A 13,773-nucleotide genomic window follows, 5' to 3' on the forward strand; every position below is an offset into this window, starting at 1 on the left:
GGATGCACCACCCAGAAGGGCGATGGTCTGGGGTGGACGCGAGATCGGGTCAGGCGCTCCACGACGCGTCGTCGTGGGCGGCCGTGAGATCTTCCAGCGTCTTCTTGCGCAGGGAGGAGAGGAGTTGCGCACGGCTTTCCGTCAGCCGTTCCCCTCGCTCGACGAATTGTGTGACATCGGCTCTGCAGATGATCCCGGCCCAGAACTCGCCGTCGATGAAGAAGCGGTCCCTGAGCATTCCTTCCACAATGAAGCCGGAATGCTGGGTGAGATATTCGAGCAGAGCCTCGTTGTAGGTGGCGACGAGCAGTTCGACCCGCTTCACCTCTGCGGCCCGCAGCAGCATGGAAAGCGCCGCGCGAAGGGCCCGGTCCGTTGCCTCCGGTGTCCAGGCCTCATCGGAGCACGAGGTGAGGACCAGGCGGAAGTACCCCGGAGTCTGGCCTGCCGACCAGCTTACGGCGCCTATGAGTTGTGCGTCCCGGCGGACCAGGAGGTGGGACTTCCGCTCGTCCTCGATGATCCGCCGGCGCATGGCCGCCGTACGCCAGACCGGCCCCTCCGTCGAGACATAGGAGAAAGGAACGGCGAGCACTTCGTCAAGCAATGCTTCTTCGTCCCCGGTGACGACCGGAACGAATTCCATCGACGTGCTCGCCCTGCCGTCCATTCTCCCCCGATTCCTTCAGCCGCTTCTTTTTTTCGGCGTCCCTGCGGCTCTGGAACAAACCTAGAGCGGGGCCAAATGAAGTGTCAACGGAAGGCCGGGCGAAAAGCGGCTGCCTTTACGCGACACCGGAATCCGGCGACGCGAACACGTAAATACGGGCTCGATGTGCGGGCGCGGAGGGACCGGCGCACGGGGACCGGCGGGGTCAGGAGGCGTCCTGCACTCCGCCGCGCCGCTCCAGGGCGGCGGCGATCCCCGCGTACGCCTGGGCGTTGGCCCGCAGCAGCTCGGCCACGGTGCCGGCCCAGTGCGGTGGCACGTGGTGCACGATGCGCTCCAGGGCGGCCTGTTCGGCGGAACTCTGGTTGAGCAGGCGCAGCAGGGCCCTGCCGGATTCGTTGAACCGGATCGACGGGTCGTTGCGCAGGCTCTCCAGCGTCGCCTCGCGGTCGAACTTCCAGGGGGCGGCACGCAGGGGCGGATCTTCCTTGGCCGGGCCGCTCTTCGGAGCGGACTTCACCGCCTGCTCGGGTCTGCGCTGGCGCGGCACGACTTCCTCACCGGCCCGCAGCCGCTCGCGCACGTCCCGCACGGTCGAGGGGGCCACGCCGGCGAGCCGCGCGACTTCCCGCAGGGACAGATCCGGCTGCTCGGCGAGTAACCGGCCGGCCTCACGCCGCCCCGAGTCGCTGCTCAGGGGCCTGGCCCGCCCGTCGCTCCCCGTTCGTCTGTCCAAGTGTCCACTCTGGACGGTCGATCGCTTCCGCAGGCCTCCGACGGTGGTGGCGGACAGTCCCGTGGCACGGGCTATCCGGCGGTCCGACCAGGTCGGATGGGTGCCGAGGATGCGGCCGGCGGCGGCGGTGCGGTCTGCCAGGGTCAGCGGCAGGCCGTGTGAGGCATTGAGCGCGACACCGAGGAGGAAGGCGTCTTCGTCCGTGCCGTCGAAGAATCGGGCGAGGATCGTTTCGTGTCCGAGGTGTTGTGCCGCTTTGACCCGGTGCACGCCGTCGACGACGCGCAGTGTTCCACGCTGCACAACGATCGGCGGAAGTGTGGTATCCGATGCGGCCAGCAGCCGTACATGGGCGAGATCAAGTCCGGCTCGTCGCGGTGAGTCCTCGATGTTCAGCGAGTCGATCGGGACCGTTTCGGGTATCTGGACCACTCTATCGAGTAGAGCCGTATGACATGACGCCAGGTCATCCATGCTGTTTTCCCCCTGATTTTTCTTGTAACTCTGGCCACACTCATTCTTTGCCGTACCGCGATCAGGTCAAGGGCTGGCAATCAACACCAGCCACAGGCGATTCACCGCCTCCTCCCCCTTGACTGGAAAGCATCCATGGCCGGAAGCCGCCGTGACGTGGCGGGACGACGACTCGCCGCGCAGGAAGATGGCTGAATGTGAAGCTTTACGCAGAGCTTGCCAGGGGTTCGTGCTCCTGGCATGTCCCCTCTGCCCCGCACGTCACCCCGCCGGCCGTCGTGTGACCCGTCCCGCGGCCGACATGAACAGCGCCTCCTGCGCGCGCACTTCGAGCCGGTGCCCGGACGGTCCGGGCACACAGGGGTGTGCGGGCGGGGAGGGGACGGGTGCGGGATCGCGCCGCCCAGGAGTGGAGGACGGGGCTCCGCATCGAGTCGCGGGGGATGCCGTGCGCCTGGACTCGGCCACCGCCGCCGCGCGGCACCCCGTGCCGAAAGAAGGGGGGTTGACGACACCGGCCGGCCGGAGCTGAGGGTCCGGCCCGCCGAAAAGGGGAGTCGCCGGGGGCGCGATGCGCGGCTTGCCTTGAGCGGCTCCGGGCGGCCGGCGAACTCCCGTCGGCGTTCACCGGCCGTCGGCGCGATGAGGCGGCTTTCCCCGGAAATATGGTCTTCCGGGACATCGTGGAAAAGCCCGACGTGGACCATGGACGCCGGAAACAGCGAGCCGCGCCTGTCATGATGGCGCCCCGGCGCGCCCGATCCCGTGCGTGACGTACACCGCCGCGCGATTATCCCGGTAATGAGCTGCCCGGGGCGGCAACTGTGCGGGCCGCTAAGGCGCTTGACAGGCCCATAGCGGCAAAGCACAGTGATTGACGTCGGTTACTCGGTCGTGGACCGAGGGCGTACCACGGGGCGGTCCGGACACACAACCCGCCCGATTCATGGTGTGCACGAAAAAAACGCGGATTCGCTGTGCTCGACACCGTCCGCAAAGGGGAAATGCACACCGCCCGTCGCCCATTCCCTTCTCGCGCGGCCCATCGGCTCGTCGAAGGAATTGTGCGCGTGCCGCGGTGAACGATTGCCGATTTCACGGGGAGGGATGGCGATGGCAGCGGTGCTCATGGGCCTCGGGGGACACCTCCCACCGAAGGTCGTCACCAACGAGGACCTCTCGGCGACGCTGGACACCACCGACGAGTGGATCACCACCAGAACCGGAATCAGACGGAGGCACGTGGTCGACGGCGGTCTGTCCACCGGAGACCTGGCGGTCGAGGCGGGGGCCAAGGCGCTGAAGTCCGCGGGCCACACGGCCGTCGACGCGGTCGTGGTGGCGACCACCTCACCGGACCGGCTCTGCCCGGCGGTGGCACCCGAGGTGGCCGACCGGCTCGGCCTGGGCCCGGTGGCCGCCTTCGACCTGACCTCCGCGTGCAGCGGCTTCGTCTACGGACTCGCCACGGCGGCGGGGCTGATCGCCTCCGAAGCGGCCGACACGGTCCTGTTCATCGGTGCGGAGGCGTTCACCACGCTGGTGAACCCGGCCGACCGCACGACGGCACCGATCTTCGGCGACGGGGCCGGAGCCGTCGTCCTGCGCCGCGGCGAGCCCGGCGAGCGGGGTGCGCTCGGCCCCTTCGACCTGGGCAGCGACGGCGCACGGGCCGACCTGCTGGCGATCCCGGCCGGCGGCGCACGGCAGCGGTCCGCGGACGGCGGACCGGCGCACGCCACCGTTCCCCCCGCGGACTGGTATCTGCGGATGGCCGGCCGCCCCTTGTACCAGCAGGCCGTCGAGCGGATGAGCCGCTCGGCCCGCACCGCCCTCGGCAAGGCCGGCTGGAGCCTGGCCGACGTGGACTGGTTCGTCGGCCACCAGGCCAACGCCCGCATCGTGCGGGCCGTGGCCGAGGAACTCTCGCTGCCCGAGGAGCGGACGGCCGTCAACATCGACCGGGTGGGCAACACGCTCGCCGCCTCCATCCCGCTCCTGCTCAACCACCTCGCGGCCGACGGCGCCCTGCAGCCCGGTGCCCGCGTCCTGCTGTCCGCCTTCGGCGCCGGGCTCTCGTGGGGCTCGACGGTGCTGGAGTGGCCGGACCTGTCCGTCGAGAGCGTCCACTGACGCCCTGCGCATCACCCGCCCATCACACAGTTCACGGGAGAAGACATGAACACGATGCACGACTCCGTCGCCGAGGTCATGGTCACGCGTTTCGGCATGGACCGGGACCTCGTCGTCACCGAGGCGACCTTCGACGATCTGGGCCTCGACTCGCTCTCCCAGATCGAGCTGGGCACCGCCCTGAGCAAGGAGCTGGGCGTGGACCTCAGCGACGACGAGATGGCGGAGCTCTCGTCGGTCGGAGAGATCGTGACCCTGCTGGAGAGCAAGGGCGCCGACGCCCGATGAGCGGCTTCGCGGCGCTCGTCACGGGAGCGGGCCTCGTCACCTCCGCCGGGGTGGGGCTGAAGGCGAACTGGGAGAAGGTGCTCGCGGGCGAGTCCACCGCGGCCCGTCTGCCGGATCTGGACGGCCTGCCCGTGACGATGGCGTGCCGGGTGCCCGACTTCTCGCCGCAGGACTTCGGGCTCCGCGACTTCTGGAAGTGGGACCGCTTCACCCAGTTCGCCGTCGTCGCCGCGCGGGAAGCGCTGGAGCAGGCGGGACTGACCCCGGGCGAGTGGGCGGACAGCGCCCGGGTCGCCGTGCTCATCGGCTCCGGGGCCGGCGGCACGGCCACGCTGGAGGCACAGCACCGGGCCCTGCTGGAGGACGGTCCCACCGCGGTGTCCCCGCTGACCCTGCCGATGGGGCTCGTCAACATGGCGGCCGGCCAGGTGGCGATCGACATCGCGGCCAACGGGCCCTGCCTCGCCCCGGTCACGGCGTGCGCGGCCGGCGCCAGCGCGATCGGCATCGGCCGGGAACTCCTCCGGCAGGGTGTCGCCGACGTGGTGGTGGCCGGCGGGGCCGAGGCCCCCATCACACCGCTGTACGTCTCCTCCTTCGCCCGGATGCGGGCGCTGTCCCGGCGCCTGGACGATCCGGCGACCGCGTCCCGGCCCTTCGACGCCGGCCGGGACGGCTTCGTGCTCGGCGAGGGCGCCGGGGTCCTGGTGCTGGAGTCCGAGGAGCACGCGGCCGCACGCGGCGCCCGTGCGCTGGCCCGGCTGACCGGCTACGGCGCGTCCTCGGACGCGCACCACGTCACCTCGCCGCACCCGGAGGGACGGGGCGCCGAGCTGGCGATGCGGGCAGCCCTCGACGACGCCGGCCTGACCGGCCGCGACGTGGACTACGTCAACGCCCACGGGACGTCGACACCGCTCAACGACGTGACGGAGTCGGGCGTCATCAGCCGCCTGCTCGGGACCGGCGCGCGGGTGAGTTCCACGAAGGGGGTGACCGGCCACCCGCTGGGCGCCGCGGGGGCGATCGAGGCGGTCTACTGCGCCCTCGCCGTCCGCGACGGGCTGATCCCCCCGACGGCGAGCCTCACCGACCCGGACCCGCGCATCGAGGTCGACCTCGTGCGCGACGCCGCCCACTCCGGCCCCGTCCGGGCGGCCCTGAGCAACTCCTTCGGCTTCGGCGGCCAGAACGCCACGCTCGTCTTCACTCCCTGACCGGAGCCGACGACCGCTGCCCGACGACGACCGAGACAAGACGACGACCGCTGCCCGACGACGACCGCCGCCCGACGTGACGGAGACATCCATGGCAAACGCACCGGCCACGCCCCGGCACGGCGACGACGGCATCCCCGGCACCGGCCTGTCCGGACTGCTCTTCGACGAGGAGTACGAGGAGACGCACCACGACATCCGAGCGGTCCTCTTCGACCCGGTGTTCGACCCCCGCGAGGGACTCTCCCCGCGGGAGTCCGGGCAGCTGACGTACGAACGCTCCAGGGTGCTGCACGCCGCGCTGGAGCGGCCGGTGAGCATGCTGGACCGGCCGCGCCGGCTGTTCGCCCTGGCGGAGTGGTCGTCCCTGCTGGACCCCGCGGTCTTCTCCGTGCTCCTGGTCCACTACAACCTGTGCCTCGGCACGGTCCTGGACCTCGGTGCGGGCCGGGACGACATCAAGGACCACGTCGAGGAACTGGACCGGCTCGATGCGTTCGGGCCCTACATGGCCACGGAGTTCGGCTACGGGAACAACGTGGCCGCGCTGCGCACCGAGGCGGTCTACGACGCGGAGTCGGAGGTGTTCGTGCTCAACACCCCGGACGCCGGTGCGCAGAAGTTCATGTCCTTCGGTGCCTTCCGGGACATCCCGAAGCTCGCGGTGGTGCTGGCCCGGCTCAAGGCCGGCGGGAAGAACCACGGGGTCCACCCCTTCGTCGTCCGGATCAGTGACGGGGACGGGCTGTGCGAGGGCGTGCGCGTCACGCCCTGCCCCGAACAGCCGGTCCAGGGCGTCGACCACGCGCTGACCTGGTTCGACCATGTCACCGTCCCGCGCCGCAACCTGCTGCACGGCGACCTCGGCGGGTTCTCGTCCGACGGGGCGTTCCAGCCCGGCGGCGGGAACCTGCGCCGGCGGTTCCTGCGCACGATGAGCCGCATCCAGCCGGGCCGGCTCTGCGTGGCGAGCGCCGCGGTGGGAGCGGGGAAGGCCAGCGTCTACACGGCCCTGCGCTACGCGGAGACCCGGACGACCAACGGCCCCGGCCGGGGCGACGTGCCCGTGCTGGAACACCGCAGCCATCAGCGGGACCTGTTCCCCGCCCTGGCCAAGGTGTACGCCATGAACCTGCTCCTGAACCACGCCAAGCGGGAGTTCCTGGCCCACTCCGGTGACACGGCGCCGGACGACCTCAACCACCTGATCTCGGTCACGAAGGCCCTCACGACGTGGGAGATGAGCGAGGTCGCCGGGATCAGCCGCGAACGCTGCGGGGCGCAGGGCCTGTTCCGGGTCAACCGGATCGCCGAGTACGGCTCGCTGCTGCACGGCCTGGTCACCGCCGAGGGCGACAACCAGGTGCTGCTGGCGACGACGGCGGGCCAGCTGATCGCCCGGACCGACCCGGACCGGCATCCGGTTCCGCCGGCCGGACCCGCGGACCGCGCCCCGGACGCCGAGGCGGCCGACGGTGACGGACCCGACGTCCACCGGGAGTTGCTGCGCTACCGGGAGGAGTTCCTGTGCCGGGCGGCACGTCAGGCGATGGCGGAATCGGAGGGCACCTACTTCGACGCCTGGAACGGCGTCGTGAACAGCGCCCTGGACATGGCACGGACGCGGGGGGCGCGCATCGCGCTCGAACAGTTCCGCGCCGGGGAGTCCTCCCTCGCCGACGCGGGGGACCGGACGGCCCTGCGGCTGCTGGCGTCGCTGTACGGGCTCGTCGAGATCCAGCGGGACGCGGGCTGGTACCTGGCCAAGGGCCTGCTGACCGCGGAACAGGTCGAGGGCATGCCCGCCGCGGTGGACCGGTGCTGCGAGCTGCTCCGTCCGCACGCACGGCGCCTGATCGACGCCTTCCGGCTCTCCCCGGAACTGCTGCGCGCCCCGATCGCCTTCGCGGACTACACCGCCGCCTTCCAGCGCCGGGTCGGCGCGCTCGGCCCCGACGCGGACCGGCCGCACCCGCCCGGGCCGTGACCGCGGCCGCTCCCACCGGGCCCGTCGGCGGGATGCCGCCGGGCCCTCAGGGCAGCAGCGTCCCGGTCACCGTTCCCGCGACGGTCAGGATCAGGAAGGCCGCGCCCCAGGTCGTCGCCAGGCGTATGCGGCGGTACTTGAGCGACGTCGCGCGGTGCAGGAACTCCGCGTGCGCCGCGGCGCCGGGGCGCGGACGGGACGCCAGGCCCAGCAGGACCAGTGCCGGGGCGCAGGCCGCGCAGCCGGACCAGACGAGGAGCTGCGGGATCACCGCGTACTGGCCGGGCGCGATGGCGCCCACGGTGATCGCGCCGAGCAGGGCCGTCAGGGCCGCGCCCAGCGTCGCCAGGATCAGTCCCGCTCTGCTGTCGGCCTTCGCCAGCCGCTCACGGGCCCGGGCCAGGGGCTCGGGGCCGAGTTCCGCCGTGCGCTCGTCTTCGAGTGTGGTCATGCCTCCCCCTCGCTGATCGGCGGTATGTCCCGGGTACCCGGGAAGGGCGTTTCCAGTACGCCCGCGTCAGTTGTTCCACGTCTCGTCGTACGGGTCGCGGGGCGGCGGGACCGGACGGGACGCGGTGACTTCGAGGTACGGGACGGGGCCGTCGTTGACCGGGTCCCTGGTGCGGCGGGGGGTGTAGCGGCCGGTGACCTCCAGCCAGGTGTCGGGGCGCAGCACCGGGGGGACGGCGCCGGTGAGGGCGATCTTGACCGGCTGGGCGTCGGCGGCGCAGCAGTTGAGGCCCATGCGGACCAGGTAGGGGGTGCCCGCCCGGTCCAGGGTGACGAAGCCGGTGATCCTCAGGTCGCGGCCCGTCAGGAAGCGGCCCTCGTCGTAGACCGCGCGGCTCGCGTAGTCGGCGACGGCGAGGCGCAGCGGGCCGTCGCCGGCGGGGAGGGCCGGGAAGCCGAACGGTTTCGTCAGGGCCGTGCCGGTGTGGGAGGCGCTGTAGGAGCCGAGGGCCGGCGGGGCGACCAGGATCAGGGCGAGGACCGGGAGGGTGAGCAGCCAGGAGACGCGGGGCTCGTGGTGGTGTGCCCGGGCGGGGGCACGGCGGTCGTAGTGGACGGTCGCCGCCGCCGTCGCGATCAGGACCACGCCCGCCAGCAGCACCAGGGGGCGCAGGCCCTCCTTGACGTAGCGCAGGTACAGGTCGGTGGTGCCGGCGTGCAGGAGGGTGGCGCCGAGCAGGAACAGCAGGGCCGACTGGGCGAGGCGGTTCACAGCAGGACCGTTCCGGTCAGGGCCGACACCAGGACGGCCAGGGCGAGGGTCGCGGGGGCGAAGCGCAGGGCGAAGGCCCGGCCGAAGGTGCCCGCCTGCATCGCGAAGAGCTTGAGGTCGACCATCGGGCCGACGACCAGGAACGTCAGACGGGCCGTCAGGGAGAACTGGGTGAGGGACGCCGCCACGAACGCGTCCGCCTCCGAGCAGAGCGACAGCAGCACGGCCAGGGCGGCGAGGGCCAGCACCGACAGGACGGGGTGACCGGCGGCCAGGGCCAGCCAGTCGGCCGGCACGACCGCCTTGAGGGTCGCCGCCGCCATCGCGCCGACGACGAGGAAGCCGCCCGCGTGGGTGACGTCGTGGCGGACCGAGCCCCAGAAGGCCGCGCCCTTGCCCTGGCCCTCGTACGCGCCGCGGGCCGGGGTGCGCAGCCAGTCCGTGCGGCCGACGCGGTGCCAGAGCCAGCCCATCGCGCAGGCCACCAGCAGGCTCGCGACGAGACGGGCCAGGACCATCCCGGGGTTGCCGGGGAAGGCCACGGCCGTCGCCGTCAGCACGACCGGGTTGATGGCCGGTGCCGAGAGGAGGAACGCCAGGGCCGCCGCGGGGGTGACGCCCCTGCGCACCAGCGCCCCGGCCACCGGCACCGAGGCGCACTCGCAGCCGGGCAGGACCGCGCCCGCGGCGCCCGCGACCGGCACCGCCAGGGCCGGGCGCTCGGGCAGGGCCCGCGCGAAGAACGACGGCGGCACGAACACCGCGATCGCCGCCGAGAGCAGCACGCCGAGCACCAGGAAGGGCAGGGCCTGGACCAGCACCGCGACGAACACGGTCATCCAGCTCTGCATCACCGGTGCGGACAGGGCGCCGCGGATCGGGTCCTGGAACATCACCGCCGTGAGCAGCAGGAGGATCAGCAGGAGCGGGGAGTCCAGACGCCTCGCCTCGCCCCCGTCCTCGTGCCTCCGCCTGTCTCCGTCCTCGGCGGGCTCCGGATGCGCGGTCGTGTCCCCGGGGTCGGTCGGGGCGGTCTTCGTGGTGGCCACGGGCCCGGTACCTCCGGTGGTGCGCGAGGGCATGTCCCTCCCCTCCCCTGCTGTACGGGCGAAGCGGCCCCGCCGTTCACCCGGCACCGTCGCCTGGTGGAACCGGCCGTCCCGGTGCGGCAGTCTTCTCCCCGTGGGGAGCGTTCCGAACCAGGGTCAGCCAGGTGTTCCGGCCACGCACATGATCGTGTGCGGTGACGACGGACTCGCGCACCGGCTGGCCGCCGAACTGCGCGGCGTCTACGGCGAACAGGTCACGCTCGTCGTGCCGCCCTCGGGACGCCGGGTGCGGCAGCCGGTGGTCGGGCGGGCCCGGGCCGCGTCGGCCGCGCTGCTCGACCGGTTCGTGAACGCGGCCGCGGGCCGCGCGGGCACGGGCCCCGGCGGCGCCGAACCCGCCCCGGCCGAGCAGGTCGTGGCGGCCGCCGAGCTCACCGAGGCCGTGCTCGGCGAGGCGGGCGCCGACCGGGCGGCCGCGCTGGCGCTCGTGTACGACGACGACGAGACCAACATCCGCGCCGCGCTCACCGCCCGCCGGCTCAACCCCCGTCTGCGGCTCGTCCTGCGCCTGTACAACCGGCGGTTGGGGCAGCACATCGAGGAACTGCTCGACCAGGCGGCCGCCGTGGCCTCCGGAACGGGGCCCGGGCACACGGGACTCGACGCGTCGACGACCGTGCTGTCCGACGCCGACACGGCCGCGCCCGCACTGGCCGCCACCGCCCTCGTCGGCACCAGCAAGGTCGTCCAGACGGAGGGCCTGGTGCTGCGGGCGGTGGAGCGGCAGCCGCCGCGGCCGGGCGAGGTGGCCGACCCGGGGCTGTGCACGCTGGCGTTGCTGTCCGCGACGAGCAACGACCCCGCCGGGGCGGACGGTTCCGAGGGCAGCGGGGAGCAGGGGCCGCGGCTGCTGCCGGACGAGGCGGCGGTGGCGGCGGCGACCGGCCGCGGGACCGTGGTGCTGGAGCAGGTGGCGTACTCCGGGCCGTCCCTGCCGTCGGGGCGGGGCGGAGTGCCGCCGTTCGCCTCGCTGTTCTCGCGCCGGCTGCGCTGGTCGCTGGCCGGGCTGGTGGGGTGTGTGCTCGCGCTCGCCGTCGCGCTGACGGTCGTGACCGGGGAGCATCCGCTGTACGCGACGTACGTGACCCTGCTCGACCTGTTCGGCATCAACGATCCCGCGTACCACGCCGCGACGGGGCGGCAGGTCCTGCAACTGCTGTCCGGGCTCATCGGGTTGCTGCTGCTGCCGGTGCTGCTGGCCGCGGTGCTGGAGGCGCTCGGGACGTTCCGCACCGCGTCCGCGCTGCGCAAGCCGCCGCGGGGTCTCGGCGGGCACGTGGTGCTGCTGGGGCTCGGGAAGATCGGGACGCGGGTGCTGACGCGGCTGCGGGAACTGCACATTCCGGTGGTGTGCGTGGAGTCGGACCCGCAGGCGCGGGGGCTCGCCACGGCGCGGCGGCTGCGGGTGCCGGTGGTGCTCGGGGACGTCACGCAGGAAGGCGTCCTGGAGGCGGCGAAGATCCACCGGGCGTCCGCGCTGCTGGCGCTCACCAGCGCGGACACCACGAACCTGGAAGCGTCGCTGTACGCCCGCTCCGTGCGGCCCGACCTGCGGGTGGTGCTGCGGCTGTACGACGACGACTTCGCGACCGCCGTGTACCGCACGCTCCGGGCCGCGCACCCGTCGGCCCTCACCCGCAGCCGGAGCGTGTCGCACCTGGCCGCGCCCGCGTTCGCCGGGGCGATGATGGGGCGGCAGATCCTCGGGGCGATCCCGGTGGAGCGGCGGGTGCTGCTGTTCGCGGAGATCGAGGTGGGCGGGCATCCGCAGCTGGAGGGGCGGACGGTGGGCGAGGCGTTCCGCGCCGGGGCGTGGCGGGTGCTGGCGCTCAACACGGCGCCCTCGACGCCGGGTGAGGAACGGGCGGCGGCATCGGGGCTGGTGTGGGATCTGCCGCCCACCTACGTGCTCGGGGCCGGGGACCGGGTGCTGCTGGCGGCGACGCGCCGGGGACTGGCGGAGCTGCTGGGGCGGAGGCGGCGGGAGCGGACGGGGACGTGACGCCGAGCGGCGGCCTGCAACCACCGCCCCCACCCCGGCCACCGGCTACCGCGCGCCCCCGAGCCCCCTCAGATGCCGCTCCGCGAATTCCAGCTCCAGGCGCACCTGCTTGATCCGCTCGTCCACCACCAGCGACCCGTGCCCGGCGTCGTACCGGTACACCTCGTGGACCGCGCCCCGCGCCTCCAGGCGCTTGACGTAGTTCTCGATCTGGCGGATCGGGCAGCGGGGATCGTTGACCCCGGCCGAGATGTAGACCGGGGCCTTGACCTGGTCGACGTACGTGATCGGGGACGACGCCTCGAAGCGCTCGGGCACCTCCTCCGGTGTGCCGCCCAGAAGCGTGCGGTCCATCGCCTTCAGCGCCTCCATCTCGTCGTGGTACGCCGTGACGTAGTCCGCGACGGGCACCGCCGCGATGCCCACGGCCCACGCGCCCGGCTGGACGCCGAGGCCGAGGAGGGTGAGGTAGCCGCCCCAGGAACCGCCGGTCAGCACGAGCCGCTCGGGGTCCGCGAGGCCCGAGGTGACGGCCCACTCGCGGACCGCCGCGATGTCCTCCAGCTCGATGAGGCCCACACGGTGCTTCAGGGCGTCCGTCCAGGCGCGGCCGTAGCCCGTGGAGCCGCGGTAGTTGACACGGATCACCGCATAGCCGTGATCGACCCAGGCCGCCGGGCCCGCCGCGAAGGAGTCGCTGTCGTGCCAGGTCGGGCCGCCGTGGATGTCGAAGACCGTGGGCAGCGGGCCGGTGGCGCCCCGCGGCTTCTGGACGAGGGCGTGGATGCGGCCCCCCGGCCCCTCCACCCACACGTCCTCCACCGGCACCGAGCCGGGCGACTTCAGGCCCGGCGGGTCGAGGACGACACCGCCCGCCGTGGAGCGCACCGCCGACGGCTCGGCCGCCGAGGACCACAGGTACTCCACGCTGCCGTCGGGCCGGGCCGTGGCGCCGGAGACCGTACCGGGCGGGGTCGGGATCTCCGTCAGGGCGCGGCTGGCCAGGTCGTAGCGGAACAGCTCGCTGCGGGCCTCGAAGCTGTGCACGACGAGCAGGCCCGTGCCGTCCGGGTACCACTCGGCGCTGACGTCGCCGGGCAGCTCCAGCGCCAGGTCCGTCTGCTCGCCGGTCGCCACGTCCCACACCAGGGGCTCCCAGCGGCCGCGGCGCTGGTGACCGATGAGCAGGCGCGTGTCGCCGTCGACGGGAGCGAAGCCGAGGACCTCCAGGCCCAGCTCGCGGGTGCCGCCCTCGGTGTCGTCGAGGTCGGCCACCGCCGTGCCGTCCGGGCGCAGGACGCGCAGGGCCGAGTGCATCGCGTCGCCGTGCTCGGTGTGCTCGATGGCGATGAGCGAACCGTCGTGGGAGAGGTCGCCGACGCCGGCCGACTCGCGGTGGCGGTAGATCTCCACCGGGGCCTCGCCGGTGCGGACCAGGTGGATCGTCGTGCCGTCCTCGTCCGTGGAGCGGCCGACGACCGCCGTGCGGCCGTCGCGGCCGAGGGCGAGACCCGCCGGGTAGGAGGCCTCCAGGCCCTCGGCGGCCGGCTCGTCCGGGCCGCCCGCGAAGGGCTGGCGGCGCCACACGCCGTACTCGTCGCCGTCCTTGTCGTCGAACCACCAGATCCACGCGCCGTCCGGGGACAGCACCCCGTCCGTCGTGCCGTTGGGCCGGTCCGTCACCTGGCGCTGCTCGCCCGTCGCCCGGTCCCACGCGTACAGCTCGTACGTCCCCGTCGCGTTCGACACGAACAGGGAGCGGTCCGGCGCGTCCTGCGCCCAGTCGGGCAGGGACACCCGGGGCGCCCGGAAGCGCTTCTCCCAGTCGGGCATCCGCTCCTGCTGTCCCGCCTGCACCACGTGTTCGTGCTGGTCCCGTTCATCCCGTGCGCCGGGCCCGTTGCTCTCAGTCATGGCCCCATACTGCCCGCCCGG

At 72.9% G+C, this 13,773-nt stretch carries 12 protein-coding genes; 5 read left to right on the top strand and 7 right to left on the bottom strand.

Translation table 11 applies throughout. The features are described from left to right. Positions 1 to 49: 49 nt before the first annotated feature. From ACIGAN_RS09355 to ACIGAN_RS09365, 3 genes are all read right to left on the bottom strand, one after another. On the bottom strand, positions 50 to 670 hold the full coding sequence (locus tag ACIGAN_RS09355) for a GNAT family protein (RefSeq protein ID WP_365739525.1): 621 nt from the start codon (positions 668 to 670) through the stop codon (positions 50 to 52). A 205-nt stretch (positions 671 to 875) separates the two neighbouring features. Beyond that, on the bottom strand, positions 876 to 1,880 hold the full coding sequence (locus tag ACIGAN_RS09360; protein WP_399856390.1) for a ParB/RepB/Spo0J family partition protein: 1,005 nt from the start codon (positions 1,878 to 1,880) through the stop codon (positions 876 to 878). A 944-nt stretch (positions 1,881 to 2,824) separates the two neighbouring features. Further along, positions 2,825 to 3,010 carry a hypothetical protein gene (locus tag ACIGAN_RS09365; RefSeq protein ID WP_365739589.1) on the bottom strand — a complete coding sequence of 62 codons (186 nt, stop codon included), beginning with the start codon at positions 3,008 to 3,010 and terminating at the stop codon, positions 2,825 to 2,827. Here ACIGAN_RS09365 and ACIGAN_RS09370 point away from each other — a divergent pair. The 4 genes from ACIGAN_RS09370 (at position 2,988) to ACIGAN_RS09385 (ending at position 7,505) form a co-directional block, all read left to right on the top strand. Further along, positions 2,988 to 4,013: a beta-ketoacyl-ACP synthase III gene (locus ACIGAN_RS09370; RefSeq protein WP_365739521.1), complete on the top strand. Its 1,026-nt coding sequence runs from the start codon at positions 2,988 to 2,990 to the stop codon at positions 4,011 to 4,013. The genes ACIGAN_RS09365 and ACIGAN_RS09370 overlap by 23 nt on opposite strands. Before the next feature lie 45 nt (positions 4,014 to 4,058). After that, positions 4,059 to 4,301, top strand: a complete 243-nt coding sequence (locus tag ACIGAN_RS09375) for an acyl carrier protein (protein ID WP_365095698.1) — start codon at positions 4,059 to 4,061, stop codon at positions 4,299 to 4,301. Further along, positions 4,298 to 5,518, top strand: a complete 1,221-nt coding sequence (locus tag ACIGAN_RS09380) for a beta-ketoacyl-[acyl-carrier-protein] synthase family protein (protein ID WP_365739519.1) — start codon at positions 4,298 to 4,300, stop codon at positions 5,516 to 5,518. The genes ACIGAN_RS09375 and ACIGAN_RS09380 overlap by 4 nt, the downstream gene beginning before the upstream one ends. A 91-nt stretch (positions 5,519 to 5,609) precedes the next feature. After that, positions 5,610 to 7,505: an acyl-CoA dehydrogenase family protein gene (locus ACIGAN_RS09385; protein ID WP_399856393.1), complete on the top strand. Its 1,896-nt coding sequence runs from the start codon at positions 5,610 to 5,612 to the stop codon at positions 7,503 to 7,505. Positions 7,506 to 7,551: 46 nt separating this feature from the next. On the opposite strand, the gene ACIGAN_RS09390 is transcribed toward ACIGAN_RS09385, so the two are convergent. The 3 genes from ACIGAN_RS09390 to ACIGAN_RS09400 all read right to left on the bottom strand — a co-directional run bounded on the left by ACIGAN_RS09390 (position 7,552) and on the right by ACIGAN_RS09400 (position 9,776). Beyond that, on the bottom strand, positions 7,552 to 7,956 hold the full coding sequence (locus tag ACIGAN_RS09390) for a hypothetical protein (RefSeq protein WP_365095705.1): 405 nt from the start codon (positions 7,954 to 7,956) through the stop codon (positions 7,552 to 7,554). 66 nt (positions 7,957 to 8,022) lie between these two features. Next, on the bottom strand, positions 8,023 to 8,727 hold the full coding sequence (locus ACIGAN_RS09395; RefSeq protein ID WP_365095708.1) for a TIGR03943 family putative permease subunit: 705 nt from the start codon (positions 8,725 to 8,727) through the stop codon (positions 8,023 to 8,025). After that, positions 8,724 to 9,776 (bottom strand): permease, encoded by a 1,053-nt coding sequence (locus ACIGAN_RS09400; protein WP_399856396.1) that lies wholly within the window; start codon positions 9,774 to 9,776, stop codon positions 8,724 to 8,726. The genes ACIGAN_RS09395 and ACIGAN_RS09400 overlap by 4 nt, the downstream gene beginning before the upstream one ends. Positions 9,777 to 9,957: 181 nt before the next feature. Here ACIGAN_RS09400 and ACIGAN_RS09405 point away from each other — a divergent pair, with 181 nt between their 5' ends. After that, on the top strand, positions 9,958 to 11,838 hold the full coding sequence (locus ACIGAN_RS09405) for a potassium channel family protein (RefSeq protein ID WP_399856398.1): 1,881 nt from the start codon (positions 9,958 to 9,960) through the stop codon (positions 11,836 to 11,838). Between the two features lie 45 nt (positions 11,839 to 11,883). On the opposite strand, the gene ACIGAN_RS09410 is transcribed toward ACIGAN_RS09405, so the two are convergent. Then, positions 11,884 to 13,752, bottom strand: coding sequence for a S9 family peptidase (locus tag ACIGAN_RS09410; protein WP_365739510.1), 1,869 nt, complete (start codon positions 13,750 to 13,752; stop codon positions 11,884 to 11,886). Between the last annotated feature and the right edge of the window lie 21 nt (positions 13,753 to 13,773).

The sequence above is a fragment of the Streptomyces sp. NPDC085931 genome, assembly GCF_044540565.1.
In the GTDB taxonomy this organism is placed as follows: domain Bacteria; phylum Actinomycetota; class Actinomycetes; order Streptomycetales; family Streptomycetaceae; genus Streptomyces.